Raw genomic sequence first — 23,972 nt, forward strand, 5'->3', positions numbered from 1 at the left:
TCAAACCTCCAAATCTCTGTTCCGTACCGATTCCGAATCAAGGCCATGCGCCTGCAGCCGTCCGTCAATACTGCTGCGCAGGTCCGAAAGGCTTTCTGCCAGATCGGCGAGATAGCGCATCTGAAGAACAGACTGCGACCTTGGCGGCACCGCCAGTTCGGCGAAGACCACTTTGTAGTCGCGGCAAATTCGATCAAACTCTTGGTCTTTTGCCCGCAGGTCCTGCAGCAGGCGACCCGCTTCGGGAAATTGGGATTCAAAGAACTCATCATCCGTCATTGGCAGCGCCCTTCAGGCATTCGTTTGCCAAGCATGCATCCAACAGAATATGTATTGAACGTATAAAGCCGCATGCTACCGTAGCACCATGGCGACAAACCCTTATTGCGAAAGGATAGTTCTTTGACCGTCAGCATGGACGATCAGGAACAGAATGACACTCAACAGTTCTCGGCCGAGCAGGTGCGCGATGCGTTGGATAGGGTTCAGAAGTCAGATGAATTCAAAGGGTCCGCCCGCATGCGGTCTTTTCTGTCTTATGTTGTGATGGAATCGCTCGAGGGTCGTTCCAACGAGATACGCGCCAAAACCATTGCGATGGATGTTTATGGATACGACGCGGATGAGCTATTGAAACGCGAAGGCGTCGTACGCGTGGATGCGGGACGTGTTCGGCGAAAACTCCAAGCTTATTATGAAAGTAATGGGATCGCTGACGAATTGGTAATCTCATTGCCTGTCGGAAGTTACGCACCCGAGTTTTTGCCGGGCTCCAATCGAAGCAGACAACCATTACGCGGAAGGCGACGGACTTACGCAGTCGTTATCTCGCTTTCACTTCTAGTAGCCGGTATTCTAGTCGGTGTTCTGATCGGCCGCGGTTCGAAATCTGTTGCTCCAATAACTGGCAAAACTGCGATCTACGACGTGTCGCCAGCCCGCGTCGAAGCAATGAACCTAAGCAACGCTGGCCGGGATCTGATTTTTCCGGTTACAGATTTGGCACGCCTTCAACCTGCGTTGTTGATATTCCAAACAGCAATTGAACGAGATCCGTTTTATTACGGGGGGTATGCTGGCGCTGCTCAGGTCGAAACCATGTTCGCCATCATGAAATCTGGCGATCTCGGTTCTGATGAGTTTTTGCACGCGGCCGACAAGAATAGTGCTTATGCTTTGGAATTGGCTCCGGATGCAGCATGGCCGCTTTCAGCGCGAGCCTGGTTTGAATTTGGGGTGGGCAATTACGATAGCGCAGTTCGATTATCCCAACGGGCCGTAGGTTTGGCACCCGATGATTCACATGTTGCTGAATTCGATGCCTTGATTTCCCTTTATACATCTGATTTTGAACGAGTTTTGTCTCAATCAGCGCGATATAGAGTCCTGGCCCCACAAGGAGGGGGACTTGTATTTGACAATGCATTGGGTGCGGCTCAGTTCCATACGGGAGACTATGCTGCCGCAATCAGGACGTTTGATGAAACAATATCGCGTGGTGGGCCGTTCGGACCAATTTCCGCAGCTTACCTTATGGCAGCCCACTGGAGGAACGGAGAACAAGCAGAGGCACAGCGGCTTGCAAAAGTATTTTCGGACACTTGGCCAAGCTTCCCTCTCGAAGCACTGAAGGCTCGAGTGTTTGTAGACCCACAGCCAGTTCAAGAGCTGATCAGTGCAATGAAGGCTGCGGGTTGGTCAGGAACCATCAGACCCTGATTCTCAAGCAGTAGGATGTGTCACAATCAATTTGCTCAGATTGGAATGACATAAAGACCAGCGTAAAAATGCCAGCGCCATGCCGCGAAGTAGAGTTTGTTTGCGCCGCCCCCGGACTGCGCAGGTGTATCGGTAATAGTCATTTAGCGGCCTCCAAGCACAATCGCGCCGCATCCAGCGGGATACGGGCATCTTTGATTTCAATAAAAGGTAATGAAATCAGGCGTGAGGCAGGGCGCGGGTCAAACGCGCGGGATCGAGATCATTGCGCTCGGCAACGCGTTTGGCGATAAATTCGAAAGTTCGCGTTGCTGTGGTCTGTACGAAGCGTGGACAACTGTCTTGAAGCAGAACGGACGTGTTGCTGATGCGGCAAGCTTCGCAATCAACGGTCACTGGTGCGCTGTCGCCATCTATATTTCTGCAGATGCCGCTCAACTGCCCGCCTGCTGCGATATAGGCGGTGAGTTCCGGGGGCGTAGACGTGGGAGCTGTCCGATGCGCAAAGCTCAGCATTCGTGACTTTGGGCTCAGAGCCGACCTCAGATGCGGCGCGGCATCTGCCAGTTTCGCAGAACTAGCATCGTGGCAGAACGGCCCATAAGAGACATTCTACAACCGAGCGGATTACTGAAAAACAGCGTTGCAAACCGGCGTTTGCTGCCAGTGCATACCCATTCGCAGCAATATCTACACTATCCGGGAAAGACCGGAATTGGTCACGACAGCGGTCGTTCTAACATTTTGGCTGCAGACAAGCTGTCAGGCGGTACAAAAATCTCGCAGTATCGAATTAAAGAGCCCCGGCTTCTCTAAATGCGTCGCGTGAGCACATCCAGGTATCACGGCGAGGTTGGCGTCGGGAATTGATTGCCACAATTGTTCGGTTTGGCTCCATGGATAGGTCCGATCCCGGTCACCCCAAATCACCAACGTACGGGTCATGATATCCGCCAAATGTTTGGCGCCGCTCCAACTTTCCATTGCGTCGAGCCCAATTAGCATGGTTTGCAGGCTGCATTGTTCTGCAATCATAGCACAGTCCTCATAGGCCGCAGCTTTTCCCCGATCAAGAAACCAGGTTGCCGCAATACGTCTGGCCGTGGCTCTTGGTCCTTCTGTATTGGCCCGGCGCTTTGAAGTGTCGATCGTCTCAAACCGGCCGGGTAAAATGCCAATCGTTCCGGTGCCGTAAAGCACCAACCGGTCGATACGTTCGGGTGCGCGGGTAACCATTTCTTGGACGATCATCCCGCCCATTGAATGGCCGATCAGGATAAATCGCTCAATTCCCCGCCCGGTTAATTCGCACAGCGCCCACTCGGCAAATCCAGCAATACTGGTAGGGGCCTCGAGATGCGCATTCTCACCAAATCCCGGTAAGTCCAAGGCTACGACGTTGAAACCGGCCAGGGCTTCGACTTGCCCTAACCATTGTCGACTGCCGCCCAAAAATCCATGGACGAATACGACAGGTGTCATTTGCGCCCACCCTGTACAATGCGATCAAGGATCATGGCGCAGAAAAGGATCGCAAACCCGGCGAGGATGCCTTGGCCCACATTGGCATATTGCAATGCTTCCAGCACGTCCTCACCCAGCCCCTTGGCGCCAATCAGCGAGGCCACGACGACCATCGCCAGCGACAACATAATCGTCTGGTTGATCCCCGCGCGGATCGATGGGCTTGCTAATGGAAGATCTACCTTAGTGAGCAAGTACCACTTATTGGCACCGAAACTAATAGCTGCTTCGCGCACGCTTTCTGGTACACCACGCAGACCAAGAACGGTCAATCGTACCACCGGTGTGCCGCCAAAAATCATCGTGACCACAACCGCCGCTGGCTTTCCAACGCCGAAGAACGCAATCACAGGCACCATGAACACGAAGGCTGGCATGGTTTGCATGAAATCCATGATCGGCTGGATAAACGCATAGAACCGTGGGCGACGGGCAGCAAACATGCCGAGCGGAATTCCTATAACAATCGACAGACACGCCGCTGTCCCCAACAAGGCCAGCGTCGTCATGGCACCTTCCCAGAAACCCAGCAGGCCCATATAGGCCAGAAATGCGCCCGAATAGATCGCCGTGCTGATGCCCGCTGTCAGCCAGGTCAGCAGAATAATCAAGCTCGCAATCACGATCCATGGCGTCTGAACCAGTATGACCTCTAGCGCATCCAACAGAGTGCGGATGCCGAATGTCAGCCCATCAAAGAAGGTCTCGCTGTTGCGTACGCACCAGGCGATGAAATCTTCTACCCAAGTGATACTGGTCAGGCGGATGTTTGGGTCTGTCGGAAAATGGCTAAGCAGTGAAAAGCGCCCTGGGAAGCTGTAATGCAACATTGCCGCGGCGACGATTAACGCCATGAAGATTGCGCTGAACACGATCTGCGACACCGGCATGGCCGAACGGATCGAACGATCCGATAGCCACTCCGAGAAACGCGCCTCAAGCGCCCAGTTCGCCACCTGCGACTGTATGAATTTGATGATGATCAGTATGATCAGGCCGGTTAGAATGATGTAAGGACCTTCAGCTGCCATCGCCTCGGCCTCGGCACGGATACCCCCTATGTTTTCTTCAAGCGAGTCCACCGTTCGCTGATAGACATCGATCTTGTCCGAATTGTTTTCGATAGCCGCCGCCAATTGCTGACGGCGCAGTTCAAGCGTCCCTTCAATCGATGCAATACGCTCCATTGCCTCGGCTGCCAGATCGCCGAACAACCCTCGCGCAATCTGCACAAAGGCTATAGTTTCGAGGATCAGAAATGGTAACGCCCATGACCACAGACCTCGCGCACCGAACCAGACCGGACCAAACAATCCGGCCATCAGATTGAAAGTTGGTGTAAAGCGGGACGATGCACCAATCTTGTCGAAATTACGGATGTAGTAGTCAGGGCTGGTGCGCACAAATGTGCGAATGCTTTCACGCCGCTCTTCGGCATAGGCAAGGGCCGCTTCGCTTTCGGTATCTTCCAGCGGGTTCACATCAGAAATGCTCATGACACTTCGGTCCCTTCGATCACGGTGCGCAACAGATCGGCACGGGTTATGACGCCAACATCCACGCCGCCGTCCTCCACAAGGATTGCGCTACTGTTGTCGATCGCCAGATTGATCAGCGTGCTCAGATTTTCGTCTTCATTCACGCGCGGGGCATCCGCCGATAGCGGCCCATGGGCCGCAATATGTTCTGGAATTGGCCGCATGACCGCATGGGCGCGCACCACTTTGAGGCGTGAAATACCTGCAACGAAATCAGCCACATAGTCATCAGCGGGGTTCATGACAATGTCTTCGGCTGTCCCGATCTGCACCACCTTGCCGTCCCGCATGATGGCGATCCGATTGCCGATGCGGACGGCTTCATCAAGGTCATGGGTAATGAAGATCGTAGTCTTCTTGAGAATCTTGCTCAGCCGGATGAATTCATCCTGTAATTGTCGCCGGATCAGCGGATCAAGGGCCGAAAACGGTTCATCCATCAAAAGCACGTCGGGGTTGGCGGCCAAGGCGCGGGCCAGGCCCACACGTTGTTGCATGCCACCGGACAGCTCGTGTGCGAACTTTGACCCCCAGGCACCCAGTTCGACAATATCGAGAATAGCAGCAGCCTGACGCATGCGTTCATTCTTGCTGACCTGTCGGATTTCCAGTGGCATTGCCACGTTATCCAACACCGACCGATGCGGCATCAGCGCAAAGTTCTGAAACACCATACCGATTTTGTTGTTGCGAAACTGCTGAAGCTCTTTTGGCCCCAAGGCCATGACATCAGTGCCTTCGATTTCGATCTTACCAGCTGTCGGCTCCAGCAGTCGGTTGAAATGGCGAACCAGGGTGGATTTACCGCTGCCTGACAGACCCATGATGCAAAAAATCTCACCCCGGTTTACCGACAGGCTGACATCAGCGACGCCGACAACACAGTTGTATTCGGCCAGCACTTGGGACTTGTCCAACCCACGGTCGCGGATCGCCTGCAGCGCCACCTCGGGTCTGCCTCCGAAAATTTTCCAGACATTCGAAATTTCGATAACGGTGTCGTCGCTCATAGGTCCTCCAGAGATCTGCTTTTGGGTGGCGCCAACAGATGCCGCCACCCTGTTTCTGGAAGTGGGATCAGAGGCCCAGCCAAGCGTCGACGCGATCCGGGTTCGCTTCGACCCATTCGCGGGCAACCTCTGCCGGATCGCGACCTTTGCCGCTGATCTCAAAGGCGAAACCGCTGACATCATCCGCAGTCAATGCGAAATTCGCGAAGAAATCAGCAATCGCAGGTGAGCGGTCTGGCAACGTATTGGACCATGCGATCTGGACGTTCTTCAGGGCGTCTTTGGTGGCAACACTGGATTTGCTATACCAATCCGGATCGTCCGATGGCTGCACCATCACGTATTTTGCCGGGTCGAACGTCGGCTCGCTCAGCATTTGAACGTCGAACATGTACCAGACCGCGTGTGGCTTGTAGCAATAGAAGGCATAGCCCTCGCCTTTGGCGATGCTGTCTTTGATACGCGCGGTCTTCACGCTTTCTTCTGCACGCACGGGCTCGATGAAATCAAGCAGACCGTAGTCGCGCGTTTTCACCTCGTTCACATTGGCCGAAGCCCAGCCGGGGGCGCCAATCCACATCTCACCCTTGCCGTTGCCATCGCTGTCCATCAGGGCGGCGACATCAGGGCGGCCCAGATCAGCTATGTCGGTGATATTGTTGGCCTCACCAAAGTCCTTGCTGACGCAAAAACCCTGATTGCCTTCGTAGGGGTTCGAGGACAATGTTACCGTACCGGCCTCGTCGACATACTTCTTGGTAAAGCTCTCCTGATTGGGCAGCCACACATCTGGATGCACGTCGATGTCACCTTTGCCCTGATCCATGGCTTGAAAGATGGTTGCATTGTTACCGGGCACATATTCAACCGTCCCGCCGATGCGCGTTTCAACAACGGCACCCAGAAGATGAGCGATTGCCTGCGCCCCGGTCCAAGACGGCACACCGATTTTAACCTCTTCCGCCGCGAATGCGGGCATCGCATAGATACCTACCGCCGCTGCCATACCAAATGCCTTTAGCTTGTTTCTCATGATAGTCTCCTCTGTTGAATTGCGCCGTATTTTGGCGTCGTTTTTTTAGTCAATCTCATTCCCATCGCTCGGCGGTGTCGTACAAAGTCGTCTCGGGCTGCGACTTCGGACGGAAGGGGAAAAGGGGGACAAACCGCCAGGCCCTAGCTTAAAGTCTAGAGCATGAGGTTTTCTGAGGGCCAATTCGAACATTTCATCAAACTATTCCCGCAATGCATAGTTTTGAGTATGCTCGACCAATGCTTCCTTGGAAATGCAGGTACACACATTGGATTTGAACTGGCTGCGCGACTTTGAATGCCTCGCCCGGACACTGAACTTCACCCGAGCCTCCGATGAACGCAACATCACACAATCCGCATTCAGTCGTAGAATCAAAGCGTTGGAGAGCTGGGTCGGGCTGCCTCTGGTCAATCGCGCCACCTATCCTGTTCAATTGACAGAAGCAGGTCAACAATTCTTGCCGGTCGCTTTAGCGGCGATCTCACAACTGTCAGAATCCCGTCAATCGCTGCGGGATGCCGATCGTGGGGATAGCCGTTTCATCCGGTTTTCGGTCCTCCACACGATCGCGGTTAATTTTTTGGCAAGTCGCATCGAAGAGTTGCAGATGCAAATTCCCGATCTGCGCACTCGTGTACTGTCCGATTCCCTAAGCACCTGCTGTGACCTGTTGGTCGAGGGCGCAGTGGACATTCTCTTGTGTTACAATCACCACTCGGTTTCACCGATGATTGATGAAACCGCATTTGAGCGAAAAGACCTGTTAAAGGATCGTCTGGTACCAGTGGCTACAGCTGATTCAGCGCGTGCCATGGGTTGGAGTCTCGCAGAGCAGGATGGCCCACCCATCCCCTATCTGGCATATGATCGTTCTTCGTTTTTAGGCATGGTTGTAGAAAATACCATAGACCGCAAACCCCTGAACGCCGAGACGATTTATGTTGATAGTCTGGTTGAGACAATCAAGAGACGCCTGATTACCGGAAGCGGCTTTGCCTGGATGCCCGAAACTGCGATTTCGCCAGAGCTGGACGCGGGATTGCTGGTGCCAATCGGCGATGACGCGTGGTGTGCCACCTTGACGATTTCCGCATTTGCCAATCCGGCGACCTTTGATCAGACAGCGCAACAGCTTTGGGACCAATTATGAACAAAGGTATCTGTTGACTTACAGATTGCCTCCGAACGCTGTGGCGCACTTAATTCAATCGCCTAAACTTGCCCTGCGTGGGAAAATTCGACAATCGCCTGGACAAGCAGGTCAATCGTATCAATGGCATTGACCTCGGCCGCAACACTATCAGCGATGAGCGAGAATTCTGAGCAAGCCACAAGCTGCAGGTCGGCCCCTGCGGCAACAAGTTCTTTCGAGGCAACTCTTAGTGTTTCGCGCCCTTCATTGCACGGACCGTCCGTCTTAATTTTCCGGATCGCTGCAAGCATCTTTTCATCACATGCGGACCAAACCACCGACAGCCCGCGCCTGTGCAACGCTGTCTCGAATAGCTGCGTATGTCGTACGGCGGGCGAGGCAAGCATCCCGACACATCCCCCTGATCCGAGCGTCCCAGCCGCATGATCAGCCGTCAGTTCGACCACGCTCAGCAAGGGTATTTCCACGGAGTCCGTAATCGCCTTGGCATAGTGATGGGCGGTGTTGCACGGCATCGCCAGCGCCAAGGCTCCAGCATCTTCAAGCCGACGCGCCATAGCGGCAAGCGTCGGCCCCGGATCCTCGCCGACGCCCTCGAGCAGATGACTAACCCGCGACGGCACCTGCGGGTTCATGTCGATCAACAAAGGTATGTGATCCTGGTCATCAGTTGCGGGTACGGCCGCCACCAGCTTGCGCTGGAGGAGGATCGTCGCTTCGGGGCCCATACCGCCAAGAATTCCAACCGGGCGCAGTGTCATGGCTCAGACAGTCACCCAGCGGTTTTGATGATCAAAGGCAAAATCATACCCCCCAAGGGCTGCGGCACCCCCGGTGTGCAGGAACACAATCCGTTCGCCATTGAACTCACCCTTGCGGGCAAGATCAATCAGACCGGCCGCACCCTTGGCAGAATAGCACGGATCGAGGAGGATGCCTTCGAGCTCTGCAAACATCTGGATCGCCTCTATGCCGCTTTTCGTGGGCAGGCCATAACCCTCGCCGACATAGTCAGTATTGGCCTTCACGTCTTCGCGCTTGACCATACCTGCGCAGCCCAGTTTTTCAGCGGTTTTGCAGGCGAGGTCAAAAACCATCTGTTCTTGCTTGGGCTGAGGCGCCCTTGTGCCGATGCCCAGAACGGGCACCTGCGCATTCATGGCACACATGCCCGTCACCAATCCGGCCTGCGTTCCTGAAGAACCGGTTGCATGCACCAATCTGTCAATTTGCAAACCACTGTTATTTGCTTGTGCCAACAGTTCGAAGGCCGCGTTAACATAGCCAAGTGCGCCGGTCGGGTTCGATCCGCCGCCAGGAATGACATAGACATTGTGCCCTTCCGCGCGCTTCTTTTCGGCTGCTTTTTCCATCTCACCCGGCATGTCGTGGCCGCCAGGAAACTTCTCGGTAGTTGCGCCATGCAAATGGTCTAGAAGGACGTTACCGTTCGTATTGTAGTTTCCATTTTGGTAACCGGTGCGATCCTCCAAAAGGATGTGACAGGCAAGCCCCAGCTTGGCGGCAAATGCAGCCGTCTGCCGACCGTGGTTGGTTTGCGTGGCCCCTTGGGTCATCACCATGTCGGCACCCTGCGCCTCGGCCTCAGCCATTAGAAATTCAAGCTTGCGGGTCTTGTTGCCGCCGGTCGACATACCGGTGCAATCATCGCGTTTGATCCATATTTCGACCCCCAGCTCTTTTGACAATCGCGTCATGGGTTCAAGCGGTGTTGGAAGATGGGCAAGATGCAGACGGGGAAAACGGGCAAGGTGCATGTCATGGTTCCTAATATTTGCTTTTGTCAACTTACTACGCGCTGAGGCGCATTCCTAATTCGAACTTCGGTACATAAATTGCAGGAATTGCATGTTGTCACGAACTGCACTATCGATCCGCCATGCGTCTTGAGTGGATCGATGATATATTGGCCGTGCTTGATAGCGGCTCTCTCGCCCGCGCCGCTGAAAAGCGATTGCTGACGCAATCTGCGTTTACTCGGCGGGTGCGGCTTATCGAAGACAACATCGGCGCAACGCTGTTTGATCGCCGCCGCAAGCCAGTCTCTTTGATGCCAGGCGTGCGGGAACTGGAATTTGAATTACGTGAACTCAGCACCCGGCTGCATGGGCTTCGGCACAGCCTAAAAACCGCGAGTGATCAGGCCGGCAAGTCGCTGTCTTTCGTTTGCCAACACGCCCTCACAACGACGGTTTCCCCCGAAATTGTGCGTGTTTTGACTGAAGATGGCGAAACCTCGGTTCGCGTGCGGTCAGGAAATCAAGACGAGTGCCTACTGCATCTGATTTCGAAGGAGGTCGATTTTGCCATCATGTACGCGGTGCCTGATGACAAGATGCAAGAACCCGTCAACGTATTTGAAACCAAAACGCTGGGGATGGATACGTTAATTCCCGTCTGCGCGCCTGCTGTGCGTCCGCAAGTGACGGAAGCCGCAATTCCAACAATCAGCTACCCGCCCGAGGTTTTTCTCGGGCAGGTCTATTCCCGGATGATCGCCCCGCGTTTGCCTGAAGGTAAAACCGCAATACCCAAGGCCGAAACCGCGCTTACATTGGCCATTCTAGAATACGCCCTGAATGAAATCGGAATTGCCTGGCTGCCCCACTCGCTGGTCGCGACCCACCTTTCTGACGGCAGGCTTATGTGCATCGAAGATGTGCTGCCCACTCAAATTCTGGCAATCAGGATGGTCCGCTTGGCAAAAGCGCAGCCAGATCATGCGGAGCAAATATGGAAACAACTTGAAGACATTTTAAGTTTCTAGTTTTCCCGCTGCACTCTCTATCCCAAATGGCAAGCCGCCCCTAAACAGAAGGGCTTGATTTTCCCTTACACACCCTTCGCCAGACCGAAAAAAAAACGAAGCCCACACGCAAAACGCTTCGTTATCGCAAAAACTGCTACATCCTAAGCACCTGATCTTGGCAGCAGTCGTCTCTCGAACATGCCCAGCTGCCAAAGAAACGATACAAGCGAGTGGCCACTTTGACCGTTGTGGTTTTTGAAATTCGAATACGCGGCGAACTTCCGCATTCCGCCCATTTTTTCGAAAAACAACGTGTTCTGGCGCAAAGAGTTACGGCGCAGCCCACACCGTCGCACTTGTTTTGGGGCCAGCCGGATTTGGACTAGCCAAACGCCCCTGGCCATCAGGGGAAAGACGCTGCCTTCCCGCTCGGGCAACCCTATTAGACAAAACCGTGTCCTCGACCGTGCCTGCGGGCCGCGCCACCTCCGTCGAATAGCATTGCCTCGCACCCTCCCGCGTTCGCCACGTGGCAGATTAGCAGGAACAGGCAGCTTCGCTGTCAGACCTACAAATCAGCTCTGATTTTCCAAGAGGGGCGATCAGATCAAACCAAACTGTCTGCGGGAGTATGAAATGGGGGCGGCGTGCTATTTGATGACGCAAAGGTCAAATTCAACCGATGTCCAACGTTGGGGGCGCCTTCTGATGTCGAACGTTCACTGCTTTTCTGATCCAACTATGACGGTTGGGTCAGGTTCGTGTGACGTTCAACAGGAAACCAGTGGCGGACCGAGGAGGATTCGAACCCCCGACCCCTTGATTCGTAGTCAAGTACTCTATCCAGCTGAGCTATCGGTCCGCGTTGGTGAGGCGCTATGTAGACCCGGCATTCGGGACGTGCAAGTCGATTCTGTAAAAATAATTCAAAAAGCCCCATCGCCCCGCGGGAGGCGAATTTCAAAGGTGGTACCTGTTGACCCTGTCTCGGTCAGAACAAGGTCACCCCCATGGCCCCGCAACAGTTCCTGTGAGATCGCCAAGCCCAGACCCGACCCGCCTTTGCGGACGCCACCCTGAAAGGGTGTGAACAGATTTTCACGCGCTTTGGCCGGCAGGCCCGGCCCTGTGTCGCTGATCTGAATACACCAGTTGGCGTCCTGCTCTTGCCCGGACAAGGTGATCCGACCGGGCTTTCCTGATGCAACCAGCGCCTGACGGGCATTTCGAACGAGGTTCATCATGACACGGAAAATCTGTTCAGGATCAGCTCTTACGACCAACTCTTCCGGCACATCATTGATGATCTCGACACAGGCATCGGCAACGGCAAGTTTCTCGCTCGCAACCACATCCTCGGCCACAGTGCGGAGCGGAACCAGTGTAAGCGACGGTGCAGGTTCTTCAGCGCGGCCAAATGCCAATGTGCTTTCGCACAGGGTTACCGCTCGGGTGATCGAGTTCACCAGCTTAGGGGCCATGCGACGCACCAACGGGTCTTCGCTGGATTCGATCCGGTCGGTAAACAGCTGGGCCGAGGTCAGGATGTTGCGCAGATCGTGGCTCACCTTGGCCACAGCCCCGCCCAGCTGCGCCAGACGCTCGCGCTGTTTCAGGGCCTGGGTCAGTTCGGTTTGCAACTGTTTCAGCGCCTCTTCGGCCTCGCGCAGCTCGGTCACTTTGGAATCCGGTGAGATGATTCCACGGGCATCTTCGGGGGCGCTGGCATAGCGCTGCATATATCCGACAACGCTTTTGATGGGCTTTACCAGAACCACCCGAACCGCAAGAAACAGGAAAAAAGCCGTGATGATCGAAATCACAAATGACAGGCCCAGAATGCGTAACCCATAATCCGTCATCGCCATACGCAAAGGCATGCTGTCAGTCGTCACCTCAATCAGCAGACCTGCGCCTTTCACAGGCTCGCCAATTACACGGATGACTTCATTTTCCGGCGTGAACAACCGCACGACAGCATCCCGGATCAAAACCCATGGTCGCGCGTCACGCAGGTCATAGGTCTTGCTGATCTGCCCTGGAATAGGAGAGGACAGCATCAACTGGCGCATCTCGTCTCGCCGTAGAACCACGTTATAGACGCCCGCATTGGCCAGCAGTTCAGCCTCAAGTTCCTCGGCCAGCATATCATCGGCCAACAAAGCGAGCGAGGCGATCTGAGCGCGCTCCAGCCGGTTCAGCAGGAAATCTTCGCGGAATCGCGCAATCGAAGGGACAAAAATCAGAACCTCGGCCAACATCACGAAGACCGTCGTCAGGATCAGAAATCGGCCTGACAGCGAGTTCACATTGCTCTCCCTTCCAGGTCAGGGCATCCAGCGCTGGACGAAGCTGACCACACGTTTAACCGTTTGATTCTCAAACAGCCTTGGTGAGAAATAGGCGCCCGCCACCCGTTTGTTAAGCTCTCCAATCGTCGGATAGGGCGAAACCATGGCGGCAACCTGCCCCATCTTCAGATTATTGGCCAGCGCCAGCGACCACAAGCTGATCAGCTCACCCGCCTGATGGCCAACAATTGTGGCACCCACAGGTCGGCCTTTGACGACCATGACCTTGATGAAACCATTCGTTTTACGCTCGGAAATGGCGCGGTCGTTGTGGTGATAGTCAAACCGCGCAATTTCCATCTTATCGCCATGCTCGGCGCGCGCCTGCACCTCGGTCAGGCCAACCTGCGCCAGCTCGGGGTCGGTGTAGGTCGCCCAGGGGATATGTGCGGTTTTCGCCTTGGAGGGCAGCCCAAACAGCGCCGAACGAATGATAATCCCCGCGTGATAGCCCGCCACATGAGTGAATTGCAGCCCACCTGCGACATCTCCGATCGCATAGACCCTGCGGTTCGTGGTGCGCAGGGTGTCGTCGACCTTGATGCCGGTTCGGATGGGCTCGATCCCGGCAGCGGCAAGGTTGAGGCGGTCGGTATTGGCCTTTCGCCCCGCAGCGAGCAGCAGATGCGTGCCCGAGAAGATCTCGCAGTTCTCGGTCACCACTTCAACCGCGCCATCGGAGCCGCGAATCTGTGCCACCATCGCCTGTTCATGGATCGCAACGCCCTCGGCGCGCAAACTGTCCAGCACGACCTCTGCCGCCTCGGGGTCATCCTTGCCCAGCGCATTTTGCCCTTCGATGACTGTGACCTTGCAACCGAGCCGAATATGCGCCTGCGCCATCTCCATCCCGATGGGGCCACCGCCGATGATCAGCAGATGATCGGGCTTGTCGCGCAGATCAAAGATAGTCTCGTTGGTATAATACGGCACCTTGTCCAAACCGGGGATCGACGGAATCAGTGGTGAAGAGCCTGTTGCAATCACAACCCGCCTCGCGGTGATCAGATGATCCCCCGCCTGAACCTGTGTCGGAGAGACAAAGCTGCCATATTCCCGGATCACCTTGACACCAAAGCTTTCGAACCGCTCTTGGCTGTCCATCGGCTCGATCTGCGCAATCACATCATGCACGTGATCTTTGGCGGCGGCGTAATCCACCTGTGGCACCACATCCGCCACACCCAGCGCCGAGGCATGCGCCTGCCCATAGGCGGCCTTGCCGCTGGCAATCAGGGCCTTGGACGGGACGCAGCCGAAATTCAGACAATCCCCGCCCATCTTGTGACCTTCCAGCAGGATCACATCCGCACCCATCTGGCTCGCCCCCGCGGCGACCGACAGCCCACCTGACCCGGCCCCGATCACCAGGATATCGGATTTCAGTTCTTGCATGATCAGCTGTCCTTTTGGCCGCGCAGCGTTTTGATCAGAATGGGCAGAGCCGCCAGCACACACAAGCCGATGATGGGGCCGATGACAAAAGGCTCCCACAGCAGTGAGACATCCGGCGTTTCACCTCGGTCGAATACACCGCCCAGCCCGACGCCGATCCAAGTATAAACGATGCCACCGGGAATGATGCCCAGCGCCGTGGTGAACAGAAAGTTGCGGAACTTCACCCCCACCAGCGCCGGCACCAGATTGGCCACAAAGAACGGAACCACCGGGACAAGGCGCAGCAGGAACAGGACCGAGATCTCATTCTCGCGCAGGCCGTCCTTCAGCTTTTTGATCGTGCCTTCCGAGGCCTCAAGACGCGCCGTCAAGGACGCCCCCAACCCCCAGCGCGCCGCCAGAAAGATCACCGAGGCGCCGATGGTTGCTGCAAAAATGTTGAAGACCGTGCCTGCGAAAAGGCCAAACAGGAACCCTCCGGTCATCGATGCCACCGCAGCGCCGGGCAGCGAGAACGCAACGATGGCAATGTAAATCGCTATGAACGCACCTGCCATTGCCCAGTAATTGGCATCACGCCAACCCAAAAGGGCCTCTCGGTTGTCGCGCAGGGTTTCAAAAGTCAGGTATTCACCCAGTGTAAAGTAACCCACAGCGGCTACGGCAAGAATCACCAGCAAAGGAATATGTCGCGCAAGCCCGCTGCGCGGGGCCTGAGTTGTATCGCTCATAATGGTGTCCGGTTTTGTGCGTCTCATTCTGGCCTCAACATGCGACGTCACGCGCCCGGGCAACAGGGGCCTCACGCTGCCTTGATCTTTTCGACAGTGAATGTGAGGGTTTTGTGCCTAAAATCCGTATTTTTGAAATCTTTTACCGCGCGGGATTATAGAATTGTTGCAAAAGGCTGCAAAACCCCCACCAAGGGGTTTGACTTACCCCCCGCTTGGCAGTAGAGGACGGGCTTCGAACACCACGGGCAGGCGAATCCGCGCTGCACCCGACCGAATAGATTGGAGACGGAGCGATGAAACGCACCTATCAGCCTTCGAACCTGGTTCGCAAACGCCGCCACGGTTTCCGCGCGCGCATGGCCACCAAGGCCGGCCGCAAGATCCTGAACTCGCGCCGCGCACGTGGCCGCAAGTCGCTGAGCGCATAAACCGCTCACCGATCAGGTTATGAACATGACGCCGCCGGAGGCCCCTGAGGATGGTAAGAACCAACCTGGGGATACACCCCCGGCGGCGTCCGTTTGCGCATCCAAAACATTGATCATCCTCAGGAAACGATCCGATTTCCTGAACGCCGCGCGCGCGCGTCGGCAGGGCACATCATCAATGATGGTGCAGGCGCGCAAACGCGCCGAGGGCGAGGCGGACGGGATTCGCGTCGGTTTCACCTGTTCCAAAAAGGTCGGCAATGCCGTGGCTCGCAACCGGGCCAAGCGACGCCTGCGCGAAGCTGCGCGCGCGGTACTGCCTGAGAAGGGGCAGGACGGCTGGGATTACGTGCTAATCGGTCGCGCCGATGTCACAGCCGGACGCCCTTATGCAGCGCTGCTGGATGATTTGCGCTATGCTCTGCGTAAAGTCCATGCTGCGCGGAAATGACATTGCTCTCGCATATCCTTGCCTTACCCATTCGGGCGTACCGGTTGCTGTTCAGCCCTTGGGTCGGGTTCAACTGCCGCTATCAGCCTACATGCTCGGCCTATGCGTTGGAGGCACTGGAAAAACACGGTGCCATCAATGGCACATGGCTGGCCGCACGACGGATTGGGCGCTGCCACCCTTTGGGTGGTGACGGGTATGATCCGGTTCCGGACCATGAAGATCCCTCCTGACCCGTCGTCGGACTTGACCGGAGCGCACCTTCGCTGAACAGTTGTGCTGTTCAATTCGAGGGCCAGATGACATCTGACGCGCGCCATTCCCTACCCACACATGACGTTCTGAACCAGCCGCCTGTGCGCGGAGATTTAGACCTTTGGGCCTCTGACCCAGTACTGCAAAATGTGGCAGGCGCGCGAAGCTCTATTCTTCGCAACTATGGTGCAGACCTTGGGCGTGCTGCAGTCAGAGACATGGCGCGCGAGGCCAATTTCCACTCCCCAGAACTTGTTCTGTTTGACCAAGGTGGACGCCGCCTGGATGAAGTGCGTTTCACTCATTCATACCATCACCTGATGCAACTCAGCCAATCATCCGGATACGCAACCGTTGCCTGGTCTGACCTACCGAATGGTCACGCGACCCACGCCGCCATGGTCTACCTTGCCAGTCAGGTCGAACCCGGACATTGCTGCCCGCTGACCATGACTTACGCAGCCGTTCCAGCACTTGCGGCGAATGAAGAGATTGCCTCGATCTGGGTTCCCAGATTGACGGAATGGAACCACGATTCCTCTATCGCTCCTATCGCCTCCAAAAAAAGCGCCACGCTGGGCATGGCGATGACTGAGAAACAGGGCGGCTCGGACATTCGCGCCACTACAACGACGGCCACACGCGACGGAGATCACTGGCGGCTGCGTGGGCATAAATGGTTCTGCTCGGCCCCGATGTCCGACGGTTTCCTGACACTTGCCCAGACCCCCGGCGGTCTGACCTGTTTCCTTGTGCCCCGCTGGCTGGACGGCGAACGCAATGCAATCCACCTGATGCGGCTGAAGAACAAGCTGGGCAATCGGTCCAACGCCTCGGCCGAGATTGAATACCATGGTGCGCTGGCCTATCAGCTTGGAGATGAGGGCGCGGGTGTGCGCACAATCCTGGAGATGGTGCATCACACACGGCTCGACACTGCGATGGCCCCGGCAGGTTTGATGCGGGCGGCCCTCAGCGAAGCGCATCATTGGGTCAGCCATCGCAGCGCCTTTCAGCGCCGGTTGATTGACCAACCCCTGATGCGCATCGTTCTGGCCGATCTCGTGCTGGACTGGGAGGGGGCGCTGACACTGGGAATGCGTGTGGCGCAGGCTTATGACGGTCATACACCCGAGGATAAAGCCTTTGCCCGCATCGCTGTTGCACTCGCCAAGTTCCTCAACAACAAACGCTGTCCAGTCGTCGTGGTCGAAGCCATGGAGGTGTTGGGCGGCATTGGCTATGTCGAGGACACCCCCCTGCCCCTGCTCTACCGTGAAGCCCCTTTGAACGGCATCTGGGAAGGTTCGGGCAATGTGATCTGTCTGGATATCCTGCGCACCCTGGCGCGCGACCCCTTGGCCGCCCAGGTCCTGCAGGCCGAGCTTGAGGCGGCAACCGGAGTGAACCGCCACTATGATGCGGCGCTGAGGGACCACCGCGCCCGCTGGACCAATATCCCACCCGAAGCCGAGGCGCGCTGGTTTGCGGAGCGCACTGCTTTGCTGCTGACTGCCTCTCAACTGATACGCCAAGCGCCCGGGCCGGTCGCTGATGGATTTGTGGCGTCTCGGCTGACAGGTAACAATGGCCGCATCCCCGGTTCGGTGTCCGGGCTGGACACTGGTGCCCTGCTTGCGCGGTTGGGCTGACCCGCACACTTGCCCGGATACGCCATCTGCTGTAGGGGCAGCGCATGTTTGATGAAGCTGACGATATCCATCCGCTGTTTGCCGGCGCGCCTTCGACCACCGAGTTCAAGAAGCTGCGCAAACGCATCGTGCGCCACACCCGCGAAGCCATCGAACACTATGGCATGGTGGACCCGTCCGCGCATGAGAAAGACGGCAAGCCACCCCGTTGGTTGGTCTGCCTGTCAGGCGGCAAGGACAGCTATACCTTGCTAGCGGTTCTGTACGAGCTGAAATGGCGCGGCCTACTACCGGTCGATCTGCTGGCTTGCAATCTGGATCAGGGCCAGCCGGGTTTTCCTGCTACCGTCCTACCCGAGTTTCTGGAACGCATGGGTGTACCGCACCGCATCGAATATCAGGACACTTACTCGGTCGTCATGGACAAGGTTCCCCAAGGCCGCACCTTTTGCGCGCTATGTTCGCGCCTGCGCCGTGGCAACCTGTACCGCATCGCGCGGGAAGAGGGCTGCACGGCCGTGGTGCTGGGTCATCACCGTGACGACATCCTTGAGACGTTTTTCATGAACCTGTTCCACGGCGGCCGTCTAGCAACGATGCCGCCAAAGCTGGTGAACGAAGAAGGCGACCTGTTCGTCTTTCGCCCCCTTGCCCATGTCGCCGAGGCGGATTGCGAGAAATTCGCCAATGCGATGAACTACCCGATCATTCCTTGTGACCTGTGCGGCAGCCAGGACGGGTTACAACGCCAGCAGGTCAAACAGATTCTCGATCAGTGGGAAAAAAACAGCCCCGGACGGCGGCAAGTGATGTTCCGCGCCTTAACCAATGCGCGCCCTTCGCACCTTTTGGACCCGAAATTGTTTGATTTTGTTAATCTTTCCATCAATTCGAGCGAAAAAACTGAAAAAACGGATGATATTCCACAGCTGCGTTAACGAGTGACTCAGACTGATTTTCTACGGTTTGACCTGAGCGCAAGATGCTCAGGGTAAAGGCGAAGACGAACCGATGAGGAAATCTGTTTCCGTTGATCAATTTCTCGATACTCTCACCACGTATCTGAGTGGCCCGCCGGTGCTGGCCTTTGCTCCCGCCATTTCGCTTGCGGCTTTCTGGATCGGTGGCGAACGTGCGCTTGTCGTTGTGGCACTGAGCCTACCGTTGCTGATCGTCGCCTTCGCCTCAATCAGACGCACGCAAACTGCACGCAACTCTCCACTGCACCAACACGGAAGACTCACGCCAACGGATAAGTTTGCCGCCGAACTTGAATATTTCTTTGACCGTACCGATCACGATAACATGGGATCGGCTTGTATGATTATAGCCTTAGACGGGTTCACTGAATTTGTTGACCTGCACGGAAATGCGGCCGCGACCCATCTGTGCAGCCAATATTGTGACCGCATCTTCTCGGTCATTCGAACCGGCGATATTGCAACACGATTAGACGAGTGCAAAATAGCCATCGGCCTGCGCCCGTCACAGCATCTCGATCTCGAAGCCTGTATTCAAATGTCGGGCCGCATCCAATCCGCCGTTGAAGAGCCGATCACCCTAAACGGCACCACTGCCTATGTCTCGTGTTCAATCGGTTTTTGCCTGCAATCCGCAATTCGCGGATCCGGGTTTGAAAATTGGATTGATGCCGCATCTGCTGCGCTATGCGAAGCTCAGCGTAATGGGCCCTCAACGATCCGCGCCTTTTCAAACGAAACCCGCCGTAGATCCAATATCAGGGCCAACCTTCGCAAAGAGTTCGAGGCTGCGCTGGACAACGGACAAATCCGCCCCTGGTTTCAGCCTCAGGTTTCCACAGATACAGGGCGGGTTACGGGGTTTGAAGCCCTGGCCCGCTGGGAGCACCCGGAAAAAGGTATCTTGAACCCACAGATATTTCTGCCTTTTGTCGAACAGGCCGAGCTGATGGAGAGGCTTGGCCAGACGATGCGGCATCATGCATTCTCCGCGATGTGCGACTGGGACCGGAACGGGATTCACGTCCCACGAATCGGAATCAACTTTTCTTCGGACGAGCTACGAGACCCCGCTCTGCTGGACCGATTGAAATGGGAACTGGACCAAAACGACCTGACGCCCGACCGACTGGCTGTCGAAATTCTGGAAACCGTGTTTTCGCGGCGTCCGGACGATGTGATTACCCGCAACGTGACCAGCCTTGCAGCACTTGGCTGTTGTATCGATCTGGATGATTTCGGCACTGGACATGCCTCGATCGCCTCGATCAAACGGTTTGATGTGACGCGGATCAAGATAGACCGAACTTTTGTGGCCAAGGCGGACAGTGATGCATCGCAACAACAATTGGTCAGTGCAATTCTGACTATGGCCGAAAGGTTGAATGTGGAAACACTCGCCGAGGGTGTTGAAACCACCGGTGAGCACGCGTTGATGGCACAGCTTGGTTGTGACCACGTTCAAGGCTTTGGCATTGGCAAGCCCATGCCGTTCGAAAAGACCATGGATTGGATCTCGGCCCACCAGAACAAAGTCAAAGGCATTCCCAAGATTGGACGGCAAGCGGGTTCCTGATCGCAGGTTTTCACCACAAAAGCCCAATCTGGAACCATAAGGCGGGCGAATCCGCTTGACCTTTGGGGCTGCACTCTGTTGAACCCACCGGGTGTGTTTCACTGCTTAAGGTGGCTGTCCCAGATGGACGATCAGAACAAGAATCTCATCCTCGCAACCGCGCTCAGCTTTGTCGTGATCCTGGTTTGGTTCGTGCTGTTTCCACCGCCCGAGCAAACCACCATTACTGATCAGGCTGAAATCAGCGCCATCGAAAGCGATGAGGTTCAGACCCCCAGCGCCTCCAGTGCGGGCACCGTAGGCGAAGCCACGGCGAGCGCAGAAGAAACGCTGCCCGGGTCCGAGGCCGCGCGGATCAAGATCGACACGCCCCGCCTTGAGGGCAGCCTGTCGTTGTCCGGTGGCCGCATCGATGAATTGTACCTGAAGGATTATAAAGTCTCGATCCAGGACGACGCACCGATTGTCGAACTGTTCTCTCCGGTTGGATCTGAGTCTGCATATTATGCGCTCTACGGATGGGCGCCTGGCGCTGGTGTCACCGGCACGGACGTACCCGGGCCGAACACGATCTGGATCGTCGAAAATGGTGAAACACTTGGGGTGAACGCTCCAGTTACGTTGAAGTGGGAGAATGGCAACGGCTTGACCTTCCGCCGTACCATCTCGGTGGACGAGAACTATATGTTCGAAGTCACACAAGCGGTGGAGAACAACACACAAGCCGAGGTCGGCATGGCGCCATATGGCATCCTCGCCCGCCATGGTATCGGCGAAGATGGCGACCTGCCCGGACTGAAGAATTTCTTCATCCTGCATGAAGGCGTGATGGTCATGGCCGACGGTGTTCTGGATGAAATCGACTACGGCGATGTGCGCGACTTTGACATTGATCCGAACGAACGGGCGCAAGCCGAGGTCTTTCAGGTCAAAGACGGTGGCTGGGTCGGCTTTACTGATCACTATTGGATGACCACCCTGATCCCGGCAGAGGGCACGACCTTCAAGGCAGCAGCCAAATACGATGCCCGTCGCAAGATCTATCAGACGGAAACTGTACTGCCGACATTGCTTGTCGCACCTGGGGCTACTGAAGAGGTCACAACCCAGCTGTTTGCCGGTGCCAAGGAATGGGAAACCATTCGTGAATATCAGGCCGAAGGCGTTCAAAAGTTCATCGACAGCATCGACTGGGGCTGGTTCTATTTCCTGACCAAGCCGATCTTCTGGCTGCTGCACAACATTAACGCCCAGATCGGCAACATGGGCTGGTCGATCATCGGCCTGACCCTGATCATCAAGGCGATCTTGTTCCCGCTGGCGTTCAAGTCCTATGTCTCGATGGCGAAGATGAAGGAACTGCAGCCGCAGATGGAGGCCCTGAAAGAGGCCGCTGGTGACGATCGTCAGAAAATGCAGCAAGGTATGATGGAACTGTACAAGAAGGAAAAGGTTAACCCCGCCGCGGGCTGTTTGCCGATCCTGATGCAGATCCCGATCTTCTTCTCGCTGTATAAGGTGATCTTTGTCACCATCGAACTGCGTCAAGCACCGTGGTTTGGCCCGTTTCAGGACCTCAGCGCACCGGATCCCACGTCAATCATGAACTTCTTCGGCTGGCTGCCTTGGGCCGGGCCGCAACCTGACACCCTTATGGCGTTGATCTTCATCGGCATCCTGCCACTGTTGCTGGGGATTTCGATGTGGCTGCAGCAAAAGCTGAACCCGGCACCAACAGACGCGACACAGGCAATGATCTTTGCCTGGATGCCCTGGGTCTTCATGTTCATGCTCGGTGGGTTTGCCAGCGGCCTTGTGGTGTACTGGATCGCGAACAACACGATCACCTTTACCCAACAGTATCTGATCATGCGCAGCCAGGGTTATAAACCGGATGTATTTGGCAACATCAAATCCGGTTTCAAGCGCGCCGCTAAGACGGATGACAAATGACGGCTGAAGTCACCCATATTTGGCGGCATCCTATGAAAAGCCACGGCCACGAAGCCGTGCAGACCGTGACAGTGACCCCCGGGCAGACAATGCCCGGGGATCGCGTTTGGGCAGTTGCGCACGAAGCGTCAAAGGCCGATGGCACGAAATGGGTACCCTGCGTCAATTTCAGCCGTGGGTCAAAAGCCCCAGACCTGATGGCCATTTCCGCCAAGCTGAACGCGGATCTGCTGACCCTGACCCATCCCAATCGCCCCGATCTAACCTTTGACCCAGATCGGGAACAGGACGTGTTTCTGGATTGGGTGGGCCCGCTGATGCCCGCGGACAGGGCGGCATCTGCCCGGATCGTTCGGATACCAGGGCGTGGGATGACAGACAGCGATTTCCCGTCAATCAGCCTGTGCAACATGGCCTCTCACCGGGCGGTTGAACAAAAATTGGGGCAAGACCTGTCAATCAAACGCTGGCGCGGTAACATCTGGTTCGATGGTCTGCCCCTGTGGGAAGAATTCGACTGGCTCGACCGCGAGTTGCAAATCGGTGAGGCAGTGTTCCGCGTCCGCGAGCGGATTGTGCGCTGTTTGGCGACCACTGCGAACCCCGATACCGGCGACCGCGATGCCGACACTTTGGGCGCGCTGAACAGCTGGGGCCATCAGGATTTCGGCATCTATACCGAAGTGGTCCGCGGCGGGCTAATCTCGGTCGGTGACAAGGTGATACCGTTATGAGCACCCTACCCTTCCCTCTGGCCCAAGATCCCGATGAATTCTCGTTGGAGCGCGGGCGCAAGCTGTTTGCGGGCCCGTCCGAGTTTGTCAAAGGTGTCGTCGCCATGAGTGGGCTGCCCGACCCTGACCGCCTTGAGGTCTGCTTTGCGGGCCGCTCCAATGTTGGCAAGTCCAGCCTGATCAACGCGCTGACCGGCACCAAGGGGCTGGCGCGCGCGTCGAACACGCCGGGTCGGACGCAGGAAATCAACTTTTTCACTCAGGGCCCAGAGCTATATCTGGTCGACCTTCCCGGCTATGGCTATGCCAATGCGCCGGTTAAGGTAGTGGAAAAGTGGCAGCGGTTGCTGAAACAATATCTCAGTGGCCGACAGACCCTGCGCCGGGCCTTTGTCCTGGTTGACGCGCGCCATGGGGTAAAGCCTGTTGATGCCGAGATTATGAAGCTGCTGGACACCAGTGCCGTAACCTTTCAATGCGTGCTGACCAAGGCAGACAAGGTCAAGGCCAATGAACGCGAAAAGGTTCTGAACCAGGTCCGCTCGGCCCTGTCAAAACACCCTGCCGCTTTCCCCGAAATCGTGCTGACGTCGTCCGAAAAAGGGGATGGTATCCCAACGTTGCGCTCGATCATCACGCATCTGGAATAGCTTGGCCCTTGGCAGCACCTTTCAAAGGCCCTAACACGGTGGGCCAGAGGGACCTTAGCC

The 23,972-nt window shown here is 56.2% G+C and carries 22 protein-coding genes and 1 tRNA gene; 12 read left to right on the forward strand and 11 right to left on the reverse strand.

The window, feature by feature from the left end:
* The gene (locus tag AC2FHW_RS08765) at positions 1-279 is read right to left on the reverse strand and encodes a hypothetical protein (protein WP_496821799.1); all 279 of its coding nucleotides are present in this window, start codon (positions 277-279) and stop codon (positions 1-3) included.
* Positions 280-414: 135 nt separating this feature from the next.
* Between AC2FHW_RS08765 and AC2FHW_RS08770 the strand changes: the two genes are divergently transcribed.
* Positions 415-1,719, forward strand: coding sequence for a tetratricopeptide repeat protein (locus AC2FHW_RS08770; protein WP_496821801.1), 1,305 nt, complete (start codon positions 415-417; stop codon positions 1,717-1,719).
* 762 nt (positions 1,720-2,481) lie between these two features.
* Here AC2FHW_RS08770 and AC2FHW_RS08775 read toward each other — a convergent pair.
* The 4 genes from AC2FHW_RS08775 to AC2FHW_RS08790 all read right to left on the reverse strand — a co-directional run bounded on the left by AC2FHW_RS08775 (position 2,482) and on the right by AC2FHW_RS08790 (position 6,824).
* Positions 2,482-3,201 carry an alpha/beta fold hydrolase gene (locus AC2FHW_RS08775; protein ID WP_271952030.1) on the reverse strand — a complete coding sequence of 240 codons (720 nt, stop codon included), beginning with the start codon at positions 3,199-3,201 and terminating at the stop codon, positions 2,482-2,484.
* Complete coding sequence (locus tag AC2FHW_RS08780) at positions 3,198-4,739, reverse strand: ABC transporter permease (protein WP_271952028.1); 1,542 nt, start codon at positions 4,737-4,739, stop codon at positions 3,198-3,200. The genes AC2FHW_RS08775 and AC2FHW_RS08780 overlap by 4 nt, the downstream gene beginning before the upstream one ends.
* Entirely contained in the window at positions 4,736-5,791 is a 1,056-nt protein-coding gene (locus AC2FHW_RS08785; protein WP_271952026.1) for a quaternary amine ABC transporter ATP-binding protein, read from the reverse strand. Before AC2FHW_RS08785 ends, AC2FHW_RS08780 begins: the two co-directional genes overlap by 4 nt.
* Positions 5,792-5,858: 67 nt before the next feature.
* Positions 5,859-6,824 carry an ABC transporter substrate-binding protein gene (locus AC2FHW_RS08790; protein WP_271952024.1) on the reverse strand — a complete coding sequence of 322 codons (966 nt, stop codon included), beginning with the start codon at positions 6,822-6,824 and terminating at the stop codon, positions 5,859-5,861.
* 274 nt (positions 6,825-7,098) lie between these two features.
* Between AC2FHW_RS08790 and AC2FHW_RS08795 the strand changes: the two genes are divergently transcribed.
* Entirely contained in the window at positions 7,099-7,977 is an 879-nt protein-coding gene (locus AC2FHW_RS08795; protein WP_246097333.1) for a LysR family transcriptional regulator, read from the forward strand.
* A 62-nt stretch (positions 7,978-8,039) separates the two neighbouring features.
* Here AC2FHW_RS08795 and cuyB read toward each other — a convergent pair whose 3' ends face one another.
* Positions 8,040-8,741: a cysteate racemase gene (cuyB, locus tag AC2FHW_RS08800; protein WP_271952022.1), complete on the reverse strand. Its 702-nt coding sequence runs from the start codon at positions 8,739-8,741 to the stop codon at positions 8,040-8,042.
* Positions 8,742-8,744: 3 nt separating this feature from the next.
* A complete protein-coding gene (gene cuyA / locus AC2FHW_RS08805) occupies positions 8,745-9,758 on the reverse strand; it encodes a D-cysteate sulfo-lyase (RefSeq protein WP_271952020.1) in 1,014 nt (337 codons plus the stop codon).
* 122 nt (positions 9,759-9,880) lie between these two features.
* Between cuyA and AC2FHW_RS08810 the strand changes: the two genes are divergently transcribed.
* Complete coding sequence (locus tag AC2FHW_RS08810) at positions 9,881-10,768, forward strand: LysR family transcriptional regulator (RefSeq protein WP_142639713.1); 888 nt, start codon at positions 9,881-9,883, stop codon at positions 10,766-10,768.
* Between the two features lie 767 nt (positions 10,769-11,535).
* Here the strand turns inward: AC2FHW_RS08810 and AC2FHW_RS08815 are convergent.
* The 4 genes from AC2FHW_RS08815 to AC2FHW_RS08830 form a co-directional block, all read right to left on the reverse strand.
* Positions 11,536-11,612: transfer RNA gene (locus tag AC2FHW_RS08815), tRNA-Arg, on the reverse strand.
* A gap of 64 nt (positions 11,613-11,676) precedes the next feature.
* Entirely contained in the window at positions 11,677-13,059 is a 1,383-nt protein-coding gene (locus tag AC2FHW_RS08820; protein ID WP_271952018.1) for a sensor histidine kinase, read from the reverse strand.
* 18 nt (positions 13,060-13,077) lie between these two features.
* Complete coding sequence (locus AC2FHW_RS08825; protein WP_496743459.1) at positions 13,078-14,496, reverse strand: dihydrolipoyl dehydrogenase family protein; 1,419 nt, start codon at positions 14,494-14,496, stop codon at positions 13,078-13,080.
* A 2-nt stretch (positions 14,497-14,498) separates the two neighbouring features.
* Positions 14,499-15,230 carry a TVP38/TMEM64 family protein gene (locus tag AC2FHW_RS08830; RefSeq protein WP_271952047.1) on the reverse strand — a complete coding sequence of 244 codons (732 nt, stop codon included), beginning with the start codon at positions 15,228-15,230 and terminating at the stop codon, positions 14,499-14,501.
* A 296-nt stretch (positions 15,231-15,526) separates the two neighbouring features.
* On the opposite strand from AC2FHW_RS08830, the gene rpmH reads away from it, so the two are divergent.
* The 9 genes from rpmH to yihA all read left to right on the forward strand — a co-directional run bounded on the left by rpmH (position 15,527) and on the right by yihA (position 23,912).
* Positions 15,527-15,661 (forward strand): 50S ribosomal protein L34, encoded by a 135-nt coding sequence (gene rpmH / locus AC2FHW_RS08835; RefSeq protein WP_005632162.1) that lies wholly within the window; start codon positions 15,527-15,529, stop codon positions 15,659-15,661.
* Between the two features lie 25 nt (positions 15,662-15,686).
* The gene (gene rnpA, locus AC2FHW_RS08840) at positions 15,687-16,112 is read left to right on the forward strand and encodes a ribonuclease P protein component (protein ID WP_271952015.1); all 426 of its coding nucleotides are present in this window, start codon (positions 15,687-15,689) and stop codon (positions 16,110-16,112) included.
* Complete coding sequence (yidD, locus tag AC2FHW_RS08845; RefSeq protein WP_271952014.1) at positions 16,109-16,345, forward strand: membrane protein insertion efficiency factor YidD; 237 nt, start codon at positions 16,109-16,111, stop codon at positions 16,343-16,345. Before rnpA ends, yidD begins: the two co-directional genes overlap by 4 nt.
* Positions 16,346-16,411: 66 nt before the next feature.
* Positions 16,412-18,019 (forward strand): acyl-CoA dehydrogenase family protein, encoded by a 1,608-nt coding sequence (locus tag AC2FHW_RS08850; RefSeq protein WP_496821804.1) that lies wholly within the window; start codon positions 16,412-16,414, stop codon positions 18,017-18,019.
* 44 nt (positions 18,020-18,063) lie between these two features.
* Complete coding sequence (gene ttcA, locus AC2FHW_RS08855; protein ID WP_271952009.1) at positions 18,064-18,957, forward strand: tRNA 2-thiocytidine(32) synthetase TtcA; 894 nt, start codon at positions 18,064-18,066, stop codon at positions 18,955-18,957.
* Between the two features lie 73 nt (positions 18,958-19,030).
* A complete protein-coding gene (locus AC2FHW_RS08860) occupies positions 19,031-20,575 on the forward strand; it encodes a putative bifunctional diguanylate cyclase/phosphodiesterase (protein ID WP_496821805.1) in 1,545 nt (514 codons plus the stop codon).
* A 123-nt stretch (positions 20,576-20,698) separates the two neighbouring features.
* Positions 20,699-22,528, forward strand: coding sequence for a membrane protein insertase YidC (yidC, locus tag AC2FHW_RS08865; protein WP_271952005.1), 1,830 nt, complete (start codon positions 20,699-20,701; stop codon positions 22,526-22,528).
* Entirely contained in the window at positions 22,525-23,262 is a 738-nt protein-coding gene (locus tag AC2FHW_RS08870; RefSeq protein WP_271952003.1) for an MOSC domain-containing protein, read from the forward strand. The genes yidC and AC2FHW_RS08870 overlap by 4 nt, the downstream gene beginning before the upstream one ends.
* On the forward strand, positions 23,259-23,912 hold the full coding sequence (gene yihA, locus AC2FHW_RS08875; RefSeq protein WP_142639735.1) for a ribosome biogenesis GTP-binding protein YihA/YsxC: 654 nt from the start codon (positions 23,259-23,261) through the stop codon (positions 23,910-23,912). The genes AC2FHW_RS08870 and yihA overlap by 4 nt, the downstream gene beginning before the upstream one ends.
* Positions 23,913-23,972: the final 60 nt, after the last annotated feature.

This window comes from Ruegeria sp. YTSA108, assembly GCF_059610185.1.